Source organism: Robbsia betulipollinis, assembly GCF_026624755.1.
Taxonomy (GTDB): Bacteria; Pseudomonadota; Gammaproteobacteria; order Burkholderiales; family Burkholderiaceae; genus Robbsia; species Robbsia betulipollinis.
Genome location: NZ_JAPMXC010000003.1, coordinates 180,394 through 201,927 on the forward strand (window position 1 = coordinate 180,394; position 21,534 = coordinate 201,927).

Here is a 21,534-nt window from a genome sequence, read left to right on the forward strand (position 1 = left end):
GATGCCATCGCGCCTGCTTCACTGGATCGACGCCCGTTTCCCGCTGAGCGCCCTGTGGCGCCGCCATTTCACCGGCTACCGGGTACCGCGCAATCTGAACGTCTGGTACGTCTTCGGCTCGCTCGCGATGCTGGTACTCGTCATCCAGTTCGTCAGCGGCCTGTTTCTGACGATGCACTACAAGCCCGACGCCGCGCTCGCCTTCGACTCGGTCGAACGCATCATGCGCGACGTACCGTGGGGCTGGCTGATCCGCTATGTGCACTCGACCGGCGCGTCGCTGTTCTTCGTCGTGCTCTATCTGCACCTGTTCCGCGGCCTGATCTACGGTTCCTATCGCAAGCCGCGCGAACTCGTCTGGCTGGTGGGATGCCTCAGCCTGCTCTGCATGATGGCCGAAGCCTTTTTCGGCTACCTGTTGCCGTGGGGGCAGATGTCGTACTGGGGCGCGCAGGTGATCGTCAATCTCTTCTCCGCGATTCCTGGCATCGGCCCCGGCCTCGCCACCTGGATACGCGGCGACTTCGTCGTCTCCGACGTCACCCTGAACCGCTTCTTCGCCTTTCACGTCATCGCCGTGCCCCTGCTGCTCGCGCTGGTCGTCGCGCTGCACCTGTCGACGCTGCGGCAGGTGGGCTCGAGCAATCCCGACGGCATCGACATCGTGCCGGCGGCGCCCGGCGAACCCGGCGGGGAAGCGCCCGACGTGACAGCGCAGGGCGTGACAGCGCAGGGCGTGACAGCGCAGGGCGTGACAGCGCAGGGCGACGCCGACACCCTGCCTTTTCATCCCTATTTCGTTCTCAAGGACCTGCTTGCCGCGGCGCTCTTTCTGACCCTCTTCGCCGCGATCGTCTTCTTTGCGCCGACGATGGGCGGCACCTTCCTCGAAGCGAACAACTTCGTGCCCGCCGACACCCTGCACACGCCGGCCGACATCGCCCCCGTCTGGTATTTCACGCCGTTCTACGCCATGCTGCGCGCCACCACCGAGGACTTCAAGATCGTCCTGATGATCGCCGCCGGCGCATGGGGACTGCTCGGCGTGCGGCGCCGGGCGGACGGGGGGAACAGGGCCGGGGCTCCAGCGGGCGCAGGGGCGGCGGCGCGGGCGAAACGGCCCTGGATGCGCCCGGCCGTCGCGCTGGTGCTGATACTGGCGATGTCGGTCACCGAGGCCAGGCTCTGGGGCGTGATCCTGATGGCGGGCGCCGTGCTCGTCCTGTTCTTCCTGCCCTGGCTGGATCGCGGACCGGTGCGCTCGATTCGTTACCGGCCACGCGGTCAGATCGCGGCGTACGGCGCGCTGGTCGTCGCCTTCGTCGCGCTCGGCGTGATCGGCACCCGGCCGCCCGACGCGCTCGCGACGCTGCTCGCCCAGGCCTGCACCCTCGTCTATTTCGGCTTCTTCCTCGGCATGCCGTGGTGGAGTCCGCGCGGGCGCTTTCGTGCGGAGCCGGCCCGGATCACACGGTCGCGCGCCGAACGGCGGCGGCTTGCCAGGGGAGGGCCGTGATGGAGATCGATCGCCTCGGAGTTCGGGAATGGGAAGGTCTCCCGGCCCGCGCCGCCCGTTCCACGTTCGCGAACCTCGCCGCCGCGACCGGCCGCGCCGCGTTGCGCGTGCTCCTGACCCTCGCCTGCGCGCTGCTGGCCGTCGTGCTGCTCGGACAGGTCCGGCACGCACGGGCCGCCGACTTCGTCCCCGTCGCACCCATTCCCCTCGTCACGCCGCCCGACCGCAGCGCCGACCGCGCCTCCCTCCAGCGCGGCGCGCGGCTCTTCGCCGGCTATTGCGCAAGCTGTCATGCCGCCCGGCTGGTGCGCTACGGCCAACTGCGCGAACTGGGTTTCAGCAACGCCGACATCGTCGCCGAACTCGATCCCACCGCCGCGAAGCTGGACGAACCGCTGCACGCCGCGATGCGCGCCGAGGACGCGAAACAGGCCTTCGGCATCGCGCCGCCCGACCTCTCGCTCGTCGCGCGTGCCAAGGGCCGCGCCTGGATCTACACCTATCTGCGCAGCTTCTACAGCGACCCCGACCGGCCCATGGGCGCCAACAACCTGCTGGTGCCCGATGTCGCGATGCCCGACGTGCTCGCGGGCCTGCACGGCGAACGCACGGCCGTCTTCGCCGGGCAGGACGTCGCCGGCGCGCAGGCCGGCGCCGGGCGGCATTCTGCGAACGGGGCGGCGAGTGGGGCGGTGAGTGCGGCAGTTGCGGGCAGCGTCGCGCCCACGCGCGTCTTCGTCCGATTCGCGCAAGGCGCGCCGGGCAGCCTCTCGCCCGCCGCCTACGACAGCGCGCTCGCCGACCTCACCGCCTACCTCGGCTGGATGGCCGAACCTGCCGAGCGGCAGCGGCACCGCCTAGGCGCCATGGTGGTGGGTTTCCTGCTGCTCTTCAGCTTCGCCGCGTGGCGCCTGCTGCGCAGTTACCGGCCCGCGGACCGGTGACCGGCGGATCCCGCGCGGGCCTTACCCGAAGGCATCCGGGAGGCAATGAGACTTTCGACGCGACTTTGAAGGGACAAACGGGCATAATACGCGTCTGAGGCGCATGGCTTCGCGCGCGGGTCCGGGAACGGGCCTGTGCGCGAAGCCATGCCCGTTCGGCTTTCAGAGGATCACGAACATGATGGTTTTGTATTCCGGCACCACGTGCCCCTTTTCCCAGCGCTGCCGGCTGGTGCTATTCGAAAAGGGCATGGATTTCGAAATCCGCGACGTCGACTTGTTCAACAAGCCGGAAGACATCAGCCTGATGAATCCGTATGGCCGGGTGCCCATCCTGGTGGAACGGGACCTGATCCTGTATGAATCGAACATCATCGACGAATACATCGACGAGCGCTTCCCCCATCCGCAGCTGATGCCGGCCGACCCGGTGCAGCGCGCCCGCGCGCGGCTCTTCCTGCAGAACTTCGAGAAAGAGCTGTTCTGCCACGTCGACCTGCTCGAAAACGAAAAGGGCAAGGCCGCCGAGAAGCTGCACGAGCGCGCCCGTCTGTCGATCCGGGACCGTCTCACGCAACTCGCCCCGATCTTCCTGAAGAACAAGTACATGCTGGGCGACGAATTCTCGATGCTCGACATCGCGATCGCCCCGTTGCTGTGGCGCCTCGACCATTACGGCATCGAATTGTCGAAGAACGCCGCGCCCCTGATGAAGTACGCCGAGCGCATCTTCAGCCGGCCCGCCTTCATCGAAGCGCTCACGCCTTCAGAGAAGGTAATGCGCCGTTGATGTGGCGCGCGCCTTTGGGCGCGACCTGGAACGGAGACTCCGCATGCAAGAAACCTCAACCAAGCCCTATCTGCTCCGCGCGCTGTACGAATGGTGCACGGACAACGGCTATACGCCGCACATCGCGGTGCGGGTGGACAACCGCACGCGCGTGCCGACCCAGTTCGTCCGGGACGGCGAGATCGTCCTGAACATCAGCTTCGACGCCACCAGTTCCTTGCAGATGAAGAACGACTGGATCGAGTTCAACGCCCGTTTCAGCGGCAAGTCGTATCGGATCGAAGTGCCGGTCACGAACGTGCTGGCCATCTACGCGCGCGAGAACGGGCAGGGGATGGCGTTCCCGGCCGAGGAACACGGCGACGAGCACACGGACGTGCCGGGCGCGGAAGTGCTCGACGATGAGGAAGACGAGCCGACGAAGGCGCCGGTGCTGGCGGCGGTCGTCGAAGGCAAGGACGGCGAGCCGGCGGTACGGCCTTTCGAGGGCGCATCGGCCGACGCGGCGGCAGAGTCCGCACCGACACCGGACGGCGATGCACCGAAGGGCGGCCGTCCTCACCTGAAAGTGGTGAAATAAAGTAGAATCGCAAGCCAAGCCGGCTTAGCTCATCTGGTAGAGCAGTTGATTTGTAATCATCAGGTGGTCGGTTCGAGTCCGGCAGCCGGCACCAAGTAAAAACAACGGGTTAGACGATGTTCGTCTAGCCCGTTTGCTTTTGTGGCCGTGTGAAAGTGCGGCTTCAGTCTTTTTCTTGTGCGCTGCTCACCCTCAGCGCATGGGGGGCTGTCTCGTTAGAAACAGGCGTACAGATTCTTAAGATCGAGCTGATTGTAAGCGTCCAGGCAAGGCATCTTGAATCGCCCCGGATTTTGAGGAGGCACCAATTCTTGAGAGAATGGTGTCATGACGAAGACAAACAAATTTTCCCCAGAGATGCGCGAGCGGGCCGTGCGCATGGTGCAGGAACACCGTGGTGAGTACCCGTCATTGTGGGCAGCGGTCGAGTCCATCGCGCCGAAGATAGGCTGCGTGCCGCAGACGCTGTTGGATTGGGTGAAGCGCGACGAGGTTGGTAAGGGGCAGCGCGAAGGCCTGTCAAGCGACGAACGAGAGCGCCTGAAGGCGCTGGAGCGCGAGGTCAAGGAACTACGGAGGACCCCGAGGTGCCGATCGACAATAACTGGGCGGAAAACCAAATCCGTCCGGTGGCCGTCGGGCGCAAGAACTGGCTATTTGCAGGGTCCCTGCGCGCGGGCAAACGGGCGGCGGCGATCATGAGTCTGATCCAGTCGGCCAAGCTCAACGGGCATGACCCCTACGTCTACCTCAAAGACGTCCTCACGCGGCTGCCTACGCATCTCGCACGCAATATCGATGAATTGCTGCCGCATAATTGGACGCCCACAGCGGCTTGAAGTTGGCGTCAAGATGGGATCGCCGGGCGCTTACAGTCGACCAGCAGACGGAGAGAAGGATCGGAAAAAAAGGATTCAGCACGCGCCAACGAGAGCGTAGTTCCAGTCCGCCGAGCGAAGAGACGATCATGAATTCGACCAGGCCATGAGTTCCATGGCCAGAATAGGACCGTTGTACAGGCGCGGAAAGTATTTCGTAAAGTAATATGATCGAAAATCGTTACGTGTCTCCGGGAAAACGATAAAAATACTAAGAACTCCGAAATTTCTGTAAACAGGATATGCGATGCCTAATCGTTTCTTCAGGGAAAAGCGGATATTGGGACGCGTGCTCGCGAGAAAGCAATTGCCTGGGTTCGTCTATCGTTGGGATGAACGGGACATTGCCGTGATCCGTCGAGAGGGGTTCCAGCCGTGGAAGCCGGAGGGTACGATCACGCTGGTGGAGCACGTCCGCGGGACATACCGCAGAAATGCGTGTCCACGCGAATTGTCGAAATACGAAAGTCAATTCGTTTCCACTGGATCGTACGGGATGTTGAAAAGAATAGATCCGACTTTTGCCTGCAAGGCTTTTTCCGCGAATCTCTACAGGATACGTACCGGGATAGCGCTCGAGACCGGAGTCTTTCAGGACGTCAACGACGCATTTGACAGGTCCGGTATTGTCCGGCCCTATGCGACACAGAGAGAATGGCTGAAGTCCGGTGGCATTCCCGCACGGGCGATCGTTGCGTATATGCCCGGCAAAACATTCATCGCTCAGTACGATATCGCAAAGAACGTGGGGCCTGAGGAAGCTGATTTGAAGGGGTGGCTGCCGTTTCTCTGACGAGATTGCGTTGCGTGTCATTCGGTATGACAGCCTTGCCTGCGGATAAACCGGGGAAGCGCACGAAAATGCCCGACGCCTTCGGCGACATGACGCGGGCGTCGAGAAAAAGGCTAGGTGGTCGCGTATTCGTAAAGCCAATCGTACGTGTGCGGCGCGAGCGGAGATGTCTTGTTCGTAAAGTTCACGGTTCCCGGAGGGTGAAACTTCTCGAATAAGCGCCGGTGATGATCGTTGATGAATATCGTGTCCATTTCCTCGCGCAATGCCGCATAGAGGCTCATGTTCTTGTTGGGCAAGCCCTTGACGCCGATTGTTCTTTTGGAGGAGGGAAGGGCGCCCGGCGGGGCGTCCTTCCGAAACTTTCCACGGCTCTTGATCATCAGATCGTAATCGCCGAGCAGCGCCGCATCGTCGTTTGGGAGATGCTGCGAAAGTTTCGTGCCCCATGCAATAAGATAGCGCTCGGTCAACCGGCGGACCAGGAGGGCCGGGCTCAATCGGTAGGCATTCTCGGAGGCGCTCCAATTCGCCAGTCGTGCGTTCTTCAGAGCGAACTCGCCGCCCACATCGGGTTTTCCCACGATCGTCGCATGTCCACCCGGCACGGGATAGAAGGTCGTGCGCATGTTCGCATAGGGGACGGGTTTCATCGGCTTCAGCCACCATTTTTTTTCGGTGCAAGCATAGAAACATATGTACTCGACGACATTTTCCGGGAGCGTCGTGTCTCTTTTGTCGGTGTAGTTGAAGAATCCGGCGACGGGATCCACTGCGATGATTCGCAGCGGAATATGACGCAGGTCGGCTGCGGCGTGCAGCTTGTTGGCGAATCGATGGGCGGTCACGGCGCCGCGACTCCAGCCCACCACATTGATCGCCGTGATGGGCCTGCTACGCCGGGCCATCGCTATTCGCTGCATGATGAGTTGCTGGGCGGTGGGACGAAAAGGGGTGGGCGACGTTATCGGCGTCCGGTTCGGCGCCACGTGACCTTTTCTTCTTGTCGCGCCTTTGCGGGTGATCCTGTTGAAATCCTTTTCATGCGGTATCGATATCGATCGGTTCTTGAGTTTCACCACCGTCGACGCCGGCGTGGCCATGACATGGCCCGGTTGCGCCGTTGCCGCCGCGGTCCACTGCCCGAAGACCTGTTGCCGGGCGTCTTGATCTTCGCGAAATTGCTGCCGTCTGATCAGACCCGGGTTGAGTTGTTCATTCCTGAGCGGGTGAAGGGCGGGAGACCATGTCGCCACTCCCCGAATCATCTGAATGGCATGCTCGGCGCTCGCTTCCATGCCATAGCCGAACGGCTTGCCTAAACTCTCGCCCAACGAATTGATGGGTTCGACGAATTTCTCGGCTGCCTGCGAATTGCCGCTGCCAGGGCCGTCGACGATAAACCAGTCCACATACTCCGTCCCCGCCATGTTTCGCGCCAGCGTTGCGACCAGTTCCCCCTGCGGGTACGTGGCTCTATAGAAATCGGCGCTTCCGAAACCTGTTCCGCAAAAAAATAGGGTGAGTACCGTCATTGCAGTCTCCTGGAAGAAATGAGCATTCGCTGATTTTCCGGTTGGACGAAAACGGAAAAACTATAGTGCGATACGCGGTGTTTTGCGGCGTATCAAAAAATAATCGGACCAGTCTCAAAAATCGGGTCTCGATCGCCAGGCGGTTGGCCATATCGCTTTCCTTGGCGAGAAATTTCGCAAACCGGCGGGAAGCGGGAGAAGCGATTGACCGACGAAATTAAAAGCGACGGGGCGAACGGCGCATCGATTTTTCTTTTATAAGTCGCCGGTACGTCATACGTTGAAGCTGCCGATATGGAAGGGAGAGCGCGCGACGCTGCCCGTGCGAGCATGCGCACGCCACGGCCCCGTCGTTGTCGCCATAAGGTTTTGAGACGGGACCGATTTCTCGTGCCGACGGTTACGGCGACAATGCGCGGCATGTCGATGAACACCGTAAGCAAACCGGTCGCCGGTGGAAATGGATCGTGACGCGCGGTGTGGCGAAACATCTCCCTCCATGATTCAACTCTTTTATCGAGGTTCGCATGTCCAACAGCTTGCAAAAATGGGTGGGCCGCAACCGGCCGCCCCGTGTGCAGATCACATACGATGTGGAAGTGGGCGACGCAGTCGAGAAAAAAGAGTTGCCGATGGTCGTTGGCATGCTGGCTGACCTGTCGGGTCATCCGGTCACGCCGTTGCCCAAATTGAAGGACCGGCGGCTGACCGAAATCGATCGCGACAACTTCAACGAAGTCATGTCGAATATCGCCCCGCGCCTCCAACTCTCGGCGCCGGACACGCTGACGGGCGAAGGCGTTCTGCCGGTCGAACTCAATTTCACCACCATGGCGGATTTCCATCCGGACGCCCTGGTCCTTCAGGTTCCCCGGCTGGCGAAGCTGCTTGAGGCGCGTCAGCAACTGCGGGATCTTCTCGCCAAACTGGACGGCAACGACGAGCTCGATTCGTTGCTCGAAAAAATCGTTTCCAACAATGACGATCTGAAGCAGGTTCAGCAACAGGCGCATGGCGAAGACGGAGCGGCACCCGCCGACGAGACGTCGCCCGGCGCGTAACGGATCGTCGCAGCCGGACGCACCCGTTTTCTTAAAATTAAGGATGACGACATGTCGAAGAAGGAAGCCGCGACGGCGGTAGCGCCGGAATCAGCCGTCGAAACGCAGGAATCGAGCCTGTTGGACCGGATCGTGCACGAGGGCAACATGGCGGTGGAGCCTTCGCAGAGCGAATACGCGAAAAAGTTGATTGGACAACTCGCCTCGCAGATTCTCGACGAAGGCATGCGGACCAGCCCCGACAAGGGGGTGGTGGCGATGATCAACGAGCGGGTCGCGGAAATCGATGGATTGTTGACCGACCAGTTGAACGCCATCATGCACGACCGTGCATTCCAGTCGCTGGAAGCTTCCTGGCGCGGCTTGTCGGACATGGTGCACGGGACGGAAACCAGTTCGCGCCTGGTTCTCAAACTGCTGAACGTGAGCAAGGCGGATCTTCTCAAGGACATCGAAAGCGCGGTCGACCACGACATGAGCGCCCTTTTCAAGAAATTGTACGAGGAAGAGTACGGCACCTTCGGCGGTCATCCTTTCTCCCTGCTCATCGGCGACTACGCGTTCGGACGGCATCCGCAGGATATCGGCCTGCTCGAGGGCCTTTCGAAGGTGGCCGCTGCGGCGCATGCGCCCTTCATCAGCGCGGCGTCGCCGTCCTTGTTCGATATGAAGTCGTTCACGGATCTCAGCGTACCGCGAGACCTCGCGAAGACGTTCGAAAGTGCCGAGCTGGCCGCCTGGCGCGCGTTTCGGGAATCGGAGGATTCGCGGTACGTATCGCTGGTCCTGCCGCGCTACGCGGCGCGCCTGCCGTACGGCGCGGCGACCAAGCCGACCGAAAGCTTCGCCTTCGAGGAGGATGTCGACGGCAACGATCATTCGAAATACCTGTGGGCGAACGCGGCCTACCAACTCGGGTTGCGCATCACCGATTCGTTCGCGAAGTACAGCTGGACGACGGCGATTCGCGGCGTCGAGGGCGGCGGCAAGGTTGATGGCCTGGTCGCGCACACATTCAAGACCGCCGAGGGCGATGTCGCCCTCAAATGCCCCACCGAGGTGACGATCACCGACCGCCGCGAGAAGGAGCTGAACGATCTCGGCTTCATCGCGATCGTGAGTTCGAAGGGTTCCAATTCGGCGACGTTTTTCGGCGGCCAGACCACCAATCGTCCCAAGACCTTCAGCAACGACGCGGCGAATGCCAACGCCCTGTTGTCCGGGCGTTTGCCCTATGTGATGGCGGCATCCCGCTTCGCGCATTACATCAAGGTCATCATGCGCGACAAGATCGGCAGTTTCCAGACCCGGGAAGAAGTGGAAGGCTATCTGAACAACTGGATCGCCGACTACGTCCTGGTCAATGCCGCGGCACCGCAATCGTCGAAGGCGCGATTCCCCCTGAGCGAGGCGCGGATCGATGTTACCGAGGTGCCCGGGCGCCCGGGTGCCTACCGTGCGACCTGCTTTCTCAAGCCCCACTTTCAGATGGAAGAACTCAGCGCATCGATCCGACTCGTCGCCGAACTGCCTGCTTCCGCTGCGTGATCCGGCGGGCGATCCTGACCGGGGTGGCTTGGCCCGTCGTGCGTTTCAATTGAAGAGGAGTGTGTCATGGATACCATCGTTCTTTCGATCGACAGCATTTCCGGGAATTCGACGCTGAAGGAGTTCTCGGGAAAGATCATCATCGATTCTTTTTCCCACGGCGTGGCCCTGCCGATGAACATGGACGTGGGAAACACCGAGCGGACCATGGGGCGGCCGGTATTCGGCGAAATGTCGCTGTCGAAGATGACGGACGTCTCGACCCCGGCGCTCTATACCGCATGCGCCGCCGGCACGAAGCTGGGCGACGCGACGCTGAGCATCGGCCGTAACGAGGGCGGAAAATTCATGCTGCTGGTGAAGTACGTCCTGGGTAACGCAATGATCTCGAACATCAGCACATCGGGCGGTGGCGGCGGAGCGATGGACAGCCTTTCGATCAATTTCACGAAAATCACCAGCGAGTACTCGCAGCAGAATCCGGATGCGTCCAAGAAGGGTTCGTCCACTTTCGGTTGGGACATGACGACCAATACCGCAAGCTGACGGCTCGCGACCCACCGACACCTGATCCGCCACCGCCATGTCCGAAGCCGTGCGAGGTTCCGCCGCGCCATTGTTCGACCGGCTCGCCCCGCAGGCAGGGGCGACGAACGGTCCGCTTATCGTGGGGATCGGTCAATTGCGCCGCTCGATCGGCGTCGAACTGTCGCGCCTGCTGGGCACGCGCTCGGGACTGACTTTCGAGCAGTTCGTCGCGTCGGACGGCGGGGTGATCGGCTATGGCATCCCGGATGCGAGCGCGCTGTCGATGCGGTCGATTGAAGATCGGGCGACGTTGCGGGCCGCCATCGCGCATGGCATCGCCCTGTACTGTCCGCGGCTGTCGAACGTCGCGATCGAAATCGACGAAGGCGCGGTATGCGGTGCCGACGCGCGCGTGCGCATCGGCGGGACCATGCGACTGGGCGCGCTCACGGAGCGGGCAACGTTCGCGATGCGTTCGGGCGTTGAAATCCCTCGGGTTGCCGCTGGAGAAAACGGTGAGTGACGCAGCGGCCGACGACATCCTGCAGTACTACAAGCGGGAACTCGCGTATCTGCGCAAGCAGGGTGCGGATTTCGCGCAACGGTATCCGAAAGTGGCGGCGGGCCTTGCACTGCATGGCAATGAGTCGCTGGATCCGCACACCGAGCGCCTGATCGAATCGGTGGCCTTCCTGGCGGCGCGGGTGCACCGCGACCTCGATCAGTCCTTTCCGCAAATCGCATCGGCGCTTCTCGATCATGTCTGCCCCTCGATCGTGCAGCCGGTTCCGTCGATGTCCGTGGTGCAGCTCGATCTCGATGCGCGCCAGGGAAAGGTGACGTCGGGCTACCGCGTACCTCGCCATACAGGCGTGCATGCGCAGACGCACGACGGCGAGACGTGCCGGTTTCGCACCGCCTGGGATGCAACGCTGTGGCCGATTCGCGTTGCGGCGACGACGCTGCTGGACGAGGGCACGCTGTGCCTGACGGTCGAGACGGTCGGCGACGCGGATCTGTCCGAACTCGACATCGACCGCCTGCGGCTGCATCTGCAGGGCGACTGGATGGAAACGATGCCCGTCTATGAATTGCTGGTGGGCGGCATTCGCGACATTCACGTGCGCAGACGGGATGGAACCACGCTTGCGGTCGCCTGCGACGCGTGGCGGGAAGTGGGATACGGAGCGGACGACATGGTTTTGTCGCCGCCCAATCACGCCTACGTGCCTTACGTTCTGTTGCAGGAATATTTCGCCTTTCCGCAAAAATTTCTCTTTTTCGATCTGACCCTGCCTCCGGGCGCGCTGGGCACGGGCCGCACCGCGGACATCACGCTGCGTTTCGGCCGCAGCACGCGGCACGTCAAGACGTTGGCGAAGACGCTCTTCCAGCTCGGTTGCGTGCCGATCGTCAATCTTTTCAAGCGCAGCAGCGAACCGATCGTCTTCGATCGTCGCCATTACGAGTATCCGTTGGTCGCGGACCTGAAACGCGACGCTACCACCGAGATCTACGCGATCGAGTCGGTCGTCGCCATCGATCCGATGTCGGATCGTGCCGTGCCGATCGAAAGCTTCACCACGAGCGAGGATCGGGCGCGCCGCATCGCATCGCCGCTGGGTACGGTGTTCTGGTCCGCGCGCCGCGAGCACAGCGTACGTCAGCACGTTTCCGGAACGGAGTTGTTCATCAGCTTCGTGGATGTCCGGAACATGCCGCGCTGCCCGTCCGAACCGGTGGTGTACGTCGATCTTCTGTGTACCAACCGGCGCCTGGCCGAGCAGGTGCCGAAGGGTGCGCTGATGCGCGTTGAATCGGGTTCGCGCAACGTCCATGTGAATGGCCTGTACGAACCCACCGCGCCGCACGATCCGCCGTTGGGCAGCGCGTCCCTCTGGCGTCTCGTGTCCCTGTTGACCCTGAATTACCGGTCCCTGACGGACGAAAGCGACGGCGTCGGCAAGTTGCGCGACATGCTCGCCTTGTTCGCGACGGATTCCCACCGCAATCACGAACAGATCCATGGAATCAGCGCGATGACGACCCGGGCCGCGACCGCGCGCGTAGGCGAAGAGGGGTGGCGAGGATTTTGCCGCGGCACCGAAATCGTCCTGGAATTCGAGGAGGGCGCCTTCGTGGGCGGGTCCCCGCTGCTGCTCGCCGCGATACTCGCGCGATTCTTCGCGATGTACACATCGGTCAATTCTTTCGTGCGGTTGACCGCGCGCAGGGGAGATGAAACGTGGAATCATTGGGACGCGATGAGCGGACGCCAGCGTCTGCTGTGATCGCGAAGCTGCTGGAGGCGCCGCACCGCTTCGATCTTTTCCAGGCAATCAGCCTGTTGGAGCGACAGACAGCGCCGCGAGCGAGAGATGGCGAAGGTCTGGCAGCTGGCGATGGCGAGGACGAGTCGGTCCGGCTGACGGGACACGCCGCGCTGGGCTTTCAGTCGAGCGATATCCACCGCGTCGAGGCGTGCGAACCGGCCGAGCATGCCCCTGCCGGGCATCGCCCGAACCCGGCATACGTCCTGTCCACACAGGCGATGACGCTGGCCGGCGGGCAGGGCCCCTTGCCGCAACCGTACACCGAGTTGCTGCTCGAACGGTTGGCGAAGCGCGACCACGCGATGCGCGATTTCCTGGATATCTTCAACCACCGCTTCATCGGCTTCCTGTTTCGCGGCAAAAAGAAACATGCGCCGGCACTCAATTGGGTATCTCTGAATGCATCGCCGCTTGCGTCCTGCGTTCGGGCGATCGCCCATTTCGACCTTGCCGGCGAAGAGGGCGGTGACGTACCCTGGTTGCGGCACGCCGGATTGATGACCTCCGCGCCCAGATCGATGACCGGTCTGCTGCGCCTGCTCGCGGATCGCTTCGGCCTCGCCGTGCGCGGCAGGCAGTTCATCGGCGGTTGGCTCCCTCTCGAGCCCTGCGCGCAGATACGACTCGGCCGGGACGCCACGCTGAATGCGCGGCAGGCGCTGGGCCAGCGGGCGTGGGATCAGGCGGCCGCGATCGATATCGCATTTCAGGACGTCGACATGGCACGGCTCGACGCGCTTTTACCGACAGGCCGTTCCCATGGTTCGTTGTCCTATTGTATAAAGCGGTACCTGCCATGTTCGATCGATGTCCATCTGGTGTTCGCGCCGGCGCGGGGAGCGCGTGTCGCGGCTCGCGTGGGCGGCAGCGGCGCGGCGCAACTGGGATGGACCTCGTGGTTGCAGGAAGCCCGGGACGATGGGGACGCCGCGCACGAGACGGACGGGCGCGCGCCGCGGGCATCGCGAAATTGTCCACCGGCGAGGCTGCGGCTCTAGTGCTTCTTGATCCGTGCGTGCGCGACGTCGCGCGAAAACAGCGAACTGACCTACACCATGCAAATCGATATTCGGACACTTCTGTCGCGGCTGGACCCTGTCTGCAAGACGGGAATGGAGCAGGCCGCCGAGCTGTGCGTCAGACAGACGCACTACAACGTCGAGATCGAGCATCTGCTGCTGCAATTGCTGCGCGGGGGGACCCCCGAACTGGGCGCGATCCTGGCCGCGTTCGACGTCAAGGCCGCGGCGGTGGAAACGCAATTGCAGCAGGCCGTCGACGGTTTCAAGCGCGGCAACGGCCGTACGCCGGCGCTGGCGCCCGGTTTCGTGCCGCTGTTTCAGGAGGCCTGGCTGCTGGGGTCGATGCTGTTGGGCGAACAGCAAATCCGGGCGGGGACGCTGCTGCTGGCGCTGTTGGAAGTGGATGCGCTGCGCGGCTCGCTGTTGGAGTCGGCGCCGTCCCTGCTGACGATTTCGCGGGAAAAGCTGCGCGACCGGCTGGGCGCGCTGATCGGCGCGCACCGGCAAGTGGGCGTGCCGGCGGGCAGTCTCGCGAGCGGCCCCGGCGCCGGGAGTGCGCCGGGCGCGATGCCCTCGGCGGGGGACGTACCCGGTGCGACGCGGGCCCTCGATCAATTCACCGTGGACCTGACGCGGCTCGCCGCCGACGGCCTGATCGACCCCATTCGCGGGCGCGACGCGGAGATCCGGCAACTGGTCGATGTCTTGCTGCGACGCCGTCAGAACAATCCCATTCTCACCGGCGAGGCTGGCGTCGGCAAGACCGCCGTCGTCGAGGGCTTCGCCCAGCGGATCGCCGACGGCGACGTGCCGCCGGCGTTGCGGGGCGTCTGCGTGCGCTCGCTCGACCTGGCGCTGCTGCAGGCCGGCGCGGGAGTGAAGGGGGAGTTCGAGAGCCGCCTCAAGGGCGTGATCGCCGAGGTCAAGGCCTCTCCCGTACCCATCATCCTGTTCATCGACGAGGCGCATCAGCTCATCGGCGCCGGCGGCGCGGAGGGCCAGGGCGATGCCGCCAACCTGCTCAAGCCGGCGCTCGCGCGCGGGGAGTTGCGCACCATCGCCGCGACGACATGGGCGGAGTACAAGAAATACGTGGAGCGCGACCCCGCGCTGGCCCGACGGTTCCAGGTCGTCAAAGTGGACGAGCCGCAGGAGGACGCGGCGGTGGACATGCTGCGTGGCATCGTCGAGAAGCTGGCGCGGCACCATGGCGTCGAGGTGCTCGACGACGCCGTGCGCGATGCGGTGCGGCTGTCGCAGCGTTACATTTCCGGCCGGCAGTTGCCGGACAAGGCCGTCAGCGTGCTCGACACCGCCTGCGCGCGGGTCGCGATCGGTCAGACGGGCGTGCCGGAACGGCTGGAAGCGGTCGCGCGCGACATGGCCGCGGCGGAGAGCCAGCTACGGATCTGGCGCCACGAAGCCGCGACCGGGCGGGACCGCGCCCTGGAGATGCGGGATATGGCGGCGCGGCTGGCCGAGTCGCGCGCGCAGCACGGGAAGCTGACCGACAAGCTCGCCGCGGAACGGCAGGTTGTCGGCGAGATCACCGCGCTGCGGCGACGCATCGCGCGGAAGGTCGATACGCTGCCGGATGGCGATGGTCAGGATGACGCCGCCGCCGGGCTTGCCACGCAACTGAACCGCCTGGAAAAAGGTCTGGAAGCCGTTCAGAACGACGATGCGATGGTGCCGGCGTATGTCGATTCCTCGACCGTGGCCTCGGTGATTTCGGGATGGACCGGGATTCCGGTGGGAAAGATGCTGGCCGACGAACTGCACGCCGTGCTGCATCTGAAGGAGCGGCTGGCCGAGCGCGTGGTCGGTCAGGACGCGGCGCTGGATGCCATCGCGCGGCGCGTGCGCACGTCCCGCGCGGACCTCGACGACCCCGGCAAGCCAGTGGGGGTGTTCCTGCTGGTCGGTCCGAGCGGTGTCGGCAAGACGGAAACCGGCGTGGCGCTGGCCGACGCGCTGTACGGCGGCGAGCGCAATCTCATCACGGTGAATCTCTCCGAATTCCAGGAAGCGCACAGCGTGTCGGGCCTGAAGGGCGCGCCGCCGGGCTACGTCGGCTACGGCCGGGGCGGCGTGCTGACCGAGGCCGTGCGCCGTCGCCCCTATAGCGTGATCCTGCTCGACGAAATGGAGAAGGCGCACCCCGACGTGCTGGAGTTGTTCTTCCAGGCCTTCGACAAGGGCACGATGGAAGACGGGGAAGGCGTCACGATCAATTTTCGCAATACGTTGATCCTGATGACGTCGAATGCCGCGCAGGAAGTCATCACCCATGCCTGTCGCGACGGCCAGCGGATCGCGCCCGATGCACTGAACGCCCTGTTGCGGCCGGCCCTGACGGAGCGATTCAGCCCGGCCTTCCTGGGTCGGCTCGTGCTGGTGCCGTACTACCCGCTGGGCGACGGGCAGATCCAGGCGATCGTCGCGCTGAAACTGCGCAAACTCGCCGCGCGTTTCATGCGCAATCATCGCGCGCGCTTTACGTGGACGGACGCCGTCGCGCGGACCATCGCCGCGCGGTGCACGGAGGTCGACAGCGGGGCGCGCAATATCGACCACATCCTGACGCATGCGATCCTGCCGGCGCTGTCGCAGCAGGTGCTCGAGCGCATCGCGATGGCGGACCCGTTCGACGCGGTGGCCATGACGCTGGATGCCGACGGCGCCTTCGCTTTTGCATTCGACGTCGATGCGGGAGCGTGACATGGCGAACGGAGTCACGCAGGCGCGGTCGTTTCTGTCCGTCAGCACGCCGTTCGGCGCGGACGTGCTGTCTCTGGAACGGTTCACGGGCCGGGAAGCGATCTCCGCGCCTTTCAGCTTTCGCCTGGAAATGCGTTCGTCGAACGGCGATCTCGACCCCTCGGGAATTATCGGACAACCGCTGGGGGTGCGTCTCGCGCGTGCGGGCCAGACGCAACGTCATTTCCACGGCATCGTGGCGCGATTCGTCCATGAAAGCGGGCGCGCCGAGGCATCCCGCTACGCCGCCGTCGTGGTGCCCAGATTGTGGCTGTTGACCCTGGGCTCGGATCGGGCGATCCATCAGAACAAGAGCGCGGCCGATATCGTGAGAGCCGTGCTGCACGAGCACAATATCCTTGTCGAGGACCGGCTGTCGGGAACCTATCCGGTCCGGGAATACTGCGTCTGCTACGACGAAAGTCCGTTCTCCTTCATCTCGCGACTGATGGAGGAAGAGGGCATCTTCTATTTCTTCACCTTCGCCGAGGGGCGGCACACGCTGGTGCTGGCCGACAATGCCGCGGCGCATGCGACGAGCGACAGCGCGCCGGTCATGCGCTACGCACCCGAATCCCCGGACTCGCGAACGCTGGAAGCGGTCACGCAATTCGAACTGGAGCACCGGGTCGTCGCGCAGGACGTGACGCTGAACGATTACGATTGCGGGCAGTCCACGGCGCCGTTGCTCGTCACGGTGCCCGAGTCGGGGGGGCGGGGCGCGCGTTATCTCTATCCAGGCAAGTACGCGACATTGCCCGAGGGCGAGCGGCTCGCCAGTCTGCGTCTTGACGCGCAGCAGATGGCAGGCGTCGCCGGACGCGGCGCGAGCCAGTGCTACACCCTTCGCGCGGGGGCCAAGTTCACGCTCGTCGGACACCACCGCGACGCGCTCAATGGCGTTCAGGTGGTCCGGTCGGTGGAGCATGCCGCCACCGAAAGCGCCTACGAAAATCGCTTCGAAACCTTTGCCGAAAACAGGCGTTTTCGCCCGCCGTCCGCTGCGCCGCGACCCGCGGTGCAGGGCATGCATACCGCCGTCGTCGTGGGGCCCGCCGGCGAGGAGATCTGGACCGACGATCTCGGGCGCGTCAAGGTGCGGTTTCACTGGGACCGGCACGCGGCGCGCGACGAAAACAGTTCCTGCTGGGTCCGCGTCGCCCAGGCCGTCGCGGGCCAGGGATGGGGGCAGCTGTTCCTGCCGCGCGTGGGCCACGAAGTGCTCGTCAGCTACATCGACGGCGATCCCGATCGGCCGCTCGTCACCGGCAGCGTCTACAACGACACGCATACGCCGCCCGTTTCCCTGCCCGCAGCGCAAACGCAAAGCGTGATCCGGTCGCGTTCCTCGAAGGCGGGTCGCGCCGGCAACGAGATCCGCATGGAGGACCGGCTGGATCACGAGGAGCTGTTCCTGCATGCGCAGAAGGACATGAAGATCGATGTCGAGAACGATCTGCACACGACGCTCCTGGCCGGTTCGCACAGGCTCAAGGTGGAGCGGGGCGACCGGACGATCGACGTGCGCGAAGGGCAGGAGACGCACATGGTGCACGGCGACCGCAGCGTGACCGTGGGCGGCACGCAGGTGCACCACACCGAGGGGGATCACCGGCACACCGTGGCGGGGAACTATACGTTGTGCGTGGCGGGCGATCTGCTGATCGATGTGACCGGTTCGGTCGCGATCAAGGCCGGAAACGCGCTCACGTCGCAGGCAGGCACGTCGCTGAGCAATCAGGCCGGACTGGACCTGACGAACAAGGGTGGCACGACGCTGGAGAACAGCGCGGGCACGACCCTGACCAACCGGGGGCTGGTGGTGGAGAGCAAGGCGTCCGCGACGCAAACGGTGGACGGGGGCGGCATGCTGACCTTGAAGGGCGGCATGGTCGCGATCAATTGATGACGGCGCATCCGTCGCCGCCCGCGCCGGTATCCGCCGAGGCGCCAGAGGGCCTGCCGGGCGCGCGGGCGCCGGGCGCGGCCGCCGTTCCCGCGGACGGCGAGATCCAGCACGTCACCGGGCATGGCGTGCGGGTGTGCGCGGGAACGTATCGCGATGGCCTGCGACACGGGCGGTTCACGCTGTATGGCGCGGACGGACAATTGCTGCGGGCAGCCGACTATGAAAACGACGTGCAGCACGGGACGACGACGTCATACGTCGACGGGCGCATCGCCTGCATCCACCAGTACCGCCGTGGCGTGCTCGAGGGCGAGACGCTCTGCTACGCGGCATCGGGCGCGCCCAGCGCGCGCCTGCCGTATCACGACGGGCGACTGCACGGCAAGGCGCTGTTTTTTCAGGACGATCAACTGTTGCGCCGCGCGCATTACCGCGCGGGCCGGCTCGATGGCCCGTGCGAGGATTTCGACGCGTTCGGCCATCCCGTGCAAACCGCGCATTACCGCGATGGCGCGCTGCACGGATCCTTCATCCGCTACTGGCCGAATGGTAAAAAAATGGAGGAGCGCTGGTACCGGGCCGGGTGCGGCGTCGTCGCGACGCGCCGTTTCGATCCGCAGGGCCGTGAGATCCGCGGTGAAGCTGGCAATGGAGCTGGCAATGGAGCTGGCAACGGAGCTGGCAATGAGGCTGGCAGCGAAGCCGGCAGTGCCGCCGCCGCACCCCTGCCGCGCGCCGAAAAGTGGGTTCGTGGACTCGAAAAATGGGTGAGAGGCTGATGGCCATCGTCGCCAGCGCGGGCGCCCTGCTGCAATGTTCGTTCGGTCTGTCGCCGGCGCCGCTGAACGTGCTGCCCCTGCGGCGCGTGCTCGCCGGCGCGCCGGCCGCGACCGTGCTCGATCACCTGCCCTTCGCGAACATTCCGTCGTTTGGCGCATGCGCGTGCATGGCCAACCCGATGGTCGCCGCCGCGACCGCGGCGGCACTGGGCGTGTTGACGCCCGCGCCTTGCGTGCCGGTCACCGCGGCGCCCTGGCTGCCGGGGTCTCCGACGGTATTGATGGGAAACGTGCCCGCGCTGCAGACCACCTCCCAACTGCTGTGCCAGTGGGGAGGCGTGATCCGGATCGTGACGCCGGCGCAATTTACGACGATGGTTCCTTGACAAGGGGTGACATGGCCACGGTTTTCACGATGACCGCCCGGATGTGCACGATCGCCGCGGTGTGTGTCGCACTGCTGGGTGTGTTGCTGTTCCTGATCGGCATGCAGGTCGGTCAACGGCTGGATGCGCGCGTGACGGTGCCGGCCGATCATGCCGCCGCCGGGGATGGCGCGACGGTGCCGGCGGCGGCGGTCGCGACGCCGGCAGGCATGGGAGCGGGCGAACGATGACGGCAGCAACCGGGGCGGGCCGCGCGCGGCCCGCGAAAGGCGCGTTGCGCTGGTGTCTGGTCGCGGGCGCGTTATGCCTGCCGCTGTGCCTCCTGCACGGCTGCGCGTCGCCCGGACCGAAGCGCGTGAAAGCGAACTGGCGGGAGGTGACGCTGATCGCGGCGGCCGATGCGAACCGCAACAGTCCCGTTGCCGTGGACCTGGTGTTGGTCAGCGACGCGAAGGCGCTCGACGGAATCATGACCCTGAGCGCGGCGCAGTGGTTCGCGACCCGTGGCGATCTGCTCGCCACGTTTCCGGACGGCATTCGGTGCAGGGGCTGGGAGATCGTCCCCGGTCAGACCATCACGTCGGTCGAGCGCGTTCTGCCGTCCGGCAAGCGGATCGTCGCGGCGCTGGTCTTCGCGCGGTACGAATCCGCGGGCGCGCACCGTGCCCGCCTCGACCGCTACGACGGCCGCCTGGTCCTGACCTTTCAGGAAGAAACCTTCACGGTCCTGGTCACGAAATGAAAAACGTCTAATGAAAAACGTCTTGCCGATGAACAATCGCATCGAACCGGTCACCGAGCGGGTGGAATGGCACGAAGGGATGCTGCTGTCGCCGCAGCATCTGCAGCAGTTGTCCGCGCGGCTCGATTCGCTGACCGCATGGCAAGTCCTGGCCGCCGCGCCATTCAGTTGGGGCGTGCGCCTGCTGCGGATCGACCCCGGCCTGTTGCCGTCGGGCAGGCTGTGCGTGATGGCGCTGGACGCCATCCTGCCCGACGGGGCGCTTGCGTGCCATGACGCGGAAAACCCCCTGCACCTGCCGCTCGAGATCGCATTGCCCGGCGAGGCCGAGCGCCTGGGACGCGATGTCTTCGACATTCACCTGAGCGTGCCGGTGGCCTCCACGATGCGCTACAAGCGCGCGATCCGCCGTTTTCGCTCGGTGGCGGATGCGTTTGTCGAGGACGAGGTATCGAACGCGCCCGCCATCGAGATGCCGCGGCAATTGCTCAACCTGCAGCTCATGGCCGGCGAACCGCCGCCCGCGACGCACGCCTGTCTGCGCCTGTGCACGGTGCGGCGCGAGAACGCGGTGTTCCAGCTGGATCCGCGCCTTCCGCCGTTGCTGGAGGTGGGGCGGGACGGCGAATTGTGGCGGCGCATCGCCGCGACGCTGGCGTCGATTCGCAGCAAGGCCGCGTTCGTCGCCAAGCAAACGGGCAGCCCGTCGTCGCGGATCGACGAGCGGCTGCTGCAACTGGAACTCAAGGAGCGGTTGCATAGCCTGCTGGCCGGTCTGCCGCTGGTCGAAGCCGTGCTGCGCACGCCTCATCTTCATCCGTTGAACCTGTACTGGGCGCTGGCGTCGATGCTGGGTTCCGTCAGTCTGGCGAAACCGGGCGCGATGCCGCCCGTGCTCGGCGATTACGACCATGCCGAGCCCTCGGCCATGCTGCTGCCGCTGCTTGACGAGATCGACGCGCTGACGCTGGAGCTCTGCCAGCAGTTCCGCGAGCGCAAGTTCGAATTGCGCAGCGGCGCGTTCGAGATCCAGGTGCCGCCCGAGGCGCTCGAATCGCGCCTGTACGTCGGCCTGCGCGGTCAGACGGAAAAGGACCTGGAAGCCTGGATGAAGGGCGCGATCGTGGGTCCGGCATCCACCTACGCTTCCTTGAAGCAACGCCGCGTGCTGGGCGCGGCGCGGCGCGGTGTCGAGCGGGTGGAGGGCCTCGCGGTCCGTTCGGGCGCGGGCTATCTGCTGTTCGAACTGGATTGCGCCGGCGGCATGGTGGTGGGGGGCGAGACGCTCGTCATCAGTCATGTCAACGAAAGCCCGGGCGTCGAACGGCCTCGGGAAATCGTCCTGTTCACGCGGGTCTGAGGCGGTCCCTCCGATGTTCCCCACTTCGCGCGATATCCCCGCGCGAGTCCACTTCTCGATTCCGATGCTT

The 21,534-nt window shown here is 64.5% G+C and carries 20 protein-coding genes, 1 tRNA gene and 2 pseudogenes; 21 read left to right on the top strand and 2 right to left on the bottom strand.

Features of this window, described 5'->3' with window-relative positions; genetic code table 11:
• Position 1 precedes the first annotated feature (1 nt).
• The 8 genes and pseudogenes from OVY01_RS14195 (at position 2) to OVY01_RS14230 (ending at position 5,501) form a co-directional block, all read left to right on the top strand.
• Positions 2 to 1,516, top strand: coding sequence for a cytochrome b (locus OVY01_RS14195; protein ID WP_267848253.1), 1,515 nt, complete (start codon positions 2 to 4; stop codon positions 1,514 to 1,516).
• On the top strand, positions 1,516 to 2,460 hold the full coding sequence (locus OVY01_RS14200; protein WP_267848254.1) for a cytochrome c1: 945 nt from the start codon (positions 1,516 to 1,518) through the stop codon (positions 2,458 to 2,460). Before OVY01_RS14195 ends, OVY01_RS14200 begins: the two co-directional genes overlap by 1 nt.
• Before the next feature lie 232 nt (positions 2,461 to 2,692).
• Entirely contained in the window at positions 2,693 to 3,250 is a 558-nt protein-coding gene (locus OVY01_RS14205; RefSeq protein WP_267848283.1) for a glutathione S-transferase N-terminal domain-containing protein, read from the top strand.
• A 43-nt stretch (positions 3,251 to 3,293) separates the two neighbouring features.
• The gene (locus tag OVY01_RS14210; RefSeq protein ID WP_267848255.1) at positions 3,294 to 3,830 is read left to right on the top strand and encodes a ClpXP protease specificity-enhancing factor; all 537 of its coding nucleotides are present in this window, start codon (positions 3,294 to 3,296) and stop codon (positions 3,828 to 3,830) included.
• A gap of 18 nt (positions 3,831 to 3,848) precedes the next feature.
• Positions 3,849 to 3,924: transfer RNA gene (locus OVY01_RS14215), tRNA-Thr, on the top strand.
• Positions 3,925 to 4,157: 233 nt separating this feature from the next.
• Positions 4,158 to 4,409, top strand: a pseudogene (locus OVY01_RS14220) (transposase); the annotation flags it as partial.
• Positions 4,406 to 4,669, top strand: a pseudogene (locus tag OVY01_RS14225) (transposase domain-containing protein); the annotation flags it as partial. The pseudogenes OVY01_RS14220 and OVY01_RS14225, both read left to right, overlap by 4 nt.
• 286 nt (positions 4,670 to 4,955) lie before the next feature.
• Positions 4,956 to 5,501: a scabin-related ADP-ribosyltransferase gene (locus tag OVY01_RS14230; RefSeq protein ID WP_267848256.1), complete on the top strand. Its 546-nt coding sequence runs from the start codon at positions 4,956 to 4,958 to the stop codon at positions 5,499 to 5,501.
• 113 nt (positions 5,502 to 5,614) lie between these two features.
• Here OVY01_RS14230 and OVY01_RS14235 read toward each other — a convergent pair whose 3' ends face one another.
• Together OVY01_RS14235 and OVY01_RS14240 are read right to left on the bottom strand one after the other, a co-directional pair.
• Complete coding sequence (locus OVY01_RS14235; RefSeq protein ID WP_267848257.1) at positions 5,615 to 7,036, bottom strand: hypothetical protein; 1,422 nt, start codon at positions 7,034 to 7,036, stop codon at positions 5,615 to 5,617.
• A gap of 92 nt (positions 7,037 to 7,128) precedes the next feature.
• Positions 7,129 to 7,527 (bottom strand): hypothetical protein, encoded by a 399-nt coding sequence (locus OVY01_RS14240; protein ID WP_267848258.1) that lies wholly within the window; start codon positions 7,525 to 7,527, stop codon positions 7,129 to 7,131.
• Between the two features lie 36 nt (positions 7,528 to 7,563).
• Here OVY01_RS14240 and tssB point away from each other — a divergent pair, with 36 nt between their 5' ends.
• The 13 genes from tssB (at position 7,564) to tssK (ending at position 21,464) form a co-directional block, all read left to right on the top strand.
• A complete protein-coding gene (tssB, locus tag OVY01_RS14245) occupies positions 7,564 to 8,097 on the top strand; it encodes a type VI secretion system contractile sheath small subunit (protein ID WP_267848259.1) in 534 nt (177 codons plus the stop codon).
• 51 nt (positions 8,098 to 8,148) lie between these two features.
• Complete coding sequence (gene tssC, locus OVY01_RS14250; RefSeq protein ID WP_267848260.1) at positions 8,149 to 9,645, top strand: type VI secretion system contractile sheath large subunit; 1,497 nt, start codon at positions 8,149 to 8,151, stop codon at positions 9,643 to 9,645.
• A gap of 66 nt (positions 9,646 to 9,711) precedes the next feature.
• Complete coding sequence (locus OVY01_RS14255; RefSeq protein WP_267848261.1) at positions 9,712 to 10,191, top strand: Hcp family type VI secretion system effector; 480 nt, start codon at positions 9,712 to 9,714, stop codon at positions 10,189 to 10,191.
• Between the two features lie 37 nt (positions 10,192 to 10,228).
• Positions 10,229 to 10,696: a type VI secretion system baseplate subunit TssE gene (gene tssE / locus OVY01_RS14260; RefSeq protein ID WP_267848262.1), complete on the top strand. Its 468-nt coding sequence runs from the start codon at positions 10,229 to 10,231 to the stop codon at positions 10,694 to 10,696.
• The gene (tssF, locus tag OVY01_RS14265; protein WP_267848263.1) at positions 10,689 to 12,464 is read left to right on the top strand and encodes a type VI secretion system baseplate subunit TssF; all 1,776 of its coding nucleotides are present in this window, start codon (positions 10,689 to 10,691) and stop codon (positions 12,462 to 12,464) included. Before tssE ends, tssF begins: the two co-directional genes overlap by 8 nt.
• Complete coding sequence (tssG, locus tag OVY01_RS14270; RefSeq protein WP_267848264.1) at positions 12,461 to 13,504, top strand: type VI secretion system baseplate subunit TssG; 1,044 nt, start codon at positions 12,461 to 12,463, stop codon at positions 13,502 to 13,504. Before tssF ends, tssG begins: the two co-directional genes overlap by 4 nt.
• 57 nt (positions 13,505 to 13,561) lie before the next feature.
• Complete coding sequence (tssH, locus tag OVY01_RS14275) at positions 13,562 to 16,249, top strand: type VI secretion system ATPase TssH (protein ID WP_267848265.1); 2,688 nt, start codon at positions 13,562 to 13,564, stop codon at positions 16,247 to 16,249.
• A gap of 1 nt (position 16,250) precedes the next feature.
• On the top strand, positions 16,251 to 18,194 hold the full coding sequence (locus OVY01_RS14280) for a type VI secretion system Vgr family protein (protein ID WP_267848266.1): 1,944 nt from the start codon (positions 16,251 to 16,253) through the stop codon (positions 18,192 to 18,194).
• Entirely contained in the window at positions 18,194 to 18,976 is a 783-nt protein-coding gene (locus tag OVY01_RS14285; RefSeq protein ID WP_267848267.1) for a toxin-antitoxin system YwqK family antitoxin, read from the top strand. The genes OVY01_RS14280 and OVY01_RS14285 overlap by 1 nt, the downstream gene beginning before the upstream one ends.
• Positions 18,961 to 19,362 (top strand): DUF4280 domain-containing protein, encoded by a 402-nt coding sequence (locus tag OVY01_RS14290; protein ID WP_432422248.1) that lies wholly within the window; start codon positions 18,961 to 18,963, stop codon positions 19,360 to 19,362. Before OVY01_RS14285 ends, OVY01_RS14290 begins: the two co-directional genes overlap by 16 nt.
• An 11-nt stretch (positions 19,363 to 19,373) precedes the next feature.
• Positions 19,374 to 19,592, top strand: coding sequence for a hypothetical protein (locus OVY01_RS14295; RefSeq protein WP_267848268.1), 219 nt, complete (start codon positions 19,374 to 19,376; stop codon positions 19,590 to 19,592).
• The gene (locus OVY01_RS14300; protein WP_267848269.1) at positions 19,589 to 20,104 is read left to right on the top strand and encodes a hypothetical protein; all 516 of its coding nucleotides are present in this window, start codon (positions 19,589 to 19,591) and stop codon (positions 20,102 to 20,104) included. The genes OVY01_RS14295 and OVY01_RS14300 overlap by 4 nt, the downstream gene beginning before the upstream one ends.
• 10 nt (positions 20,105 to 20,114) lie before the next feature.
• Positions 20,115 to 21,464: a type VI secretion system baseplate subunit TssK gene (gene tssK, locus OVY01_RS14305; protein WP_267848270.1), complete on the top strand. Its 1,350-nt coding sequence runs from the start codon at positions 20,115 to 20,117 to the stop codon at positions 21,462 to 21,464.
• The last annotated feature ends 70 nt before the right edge of the window (positions 21,465 to 21,534 follow it).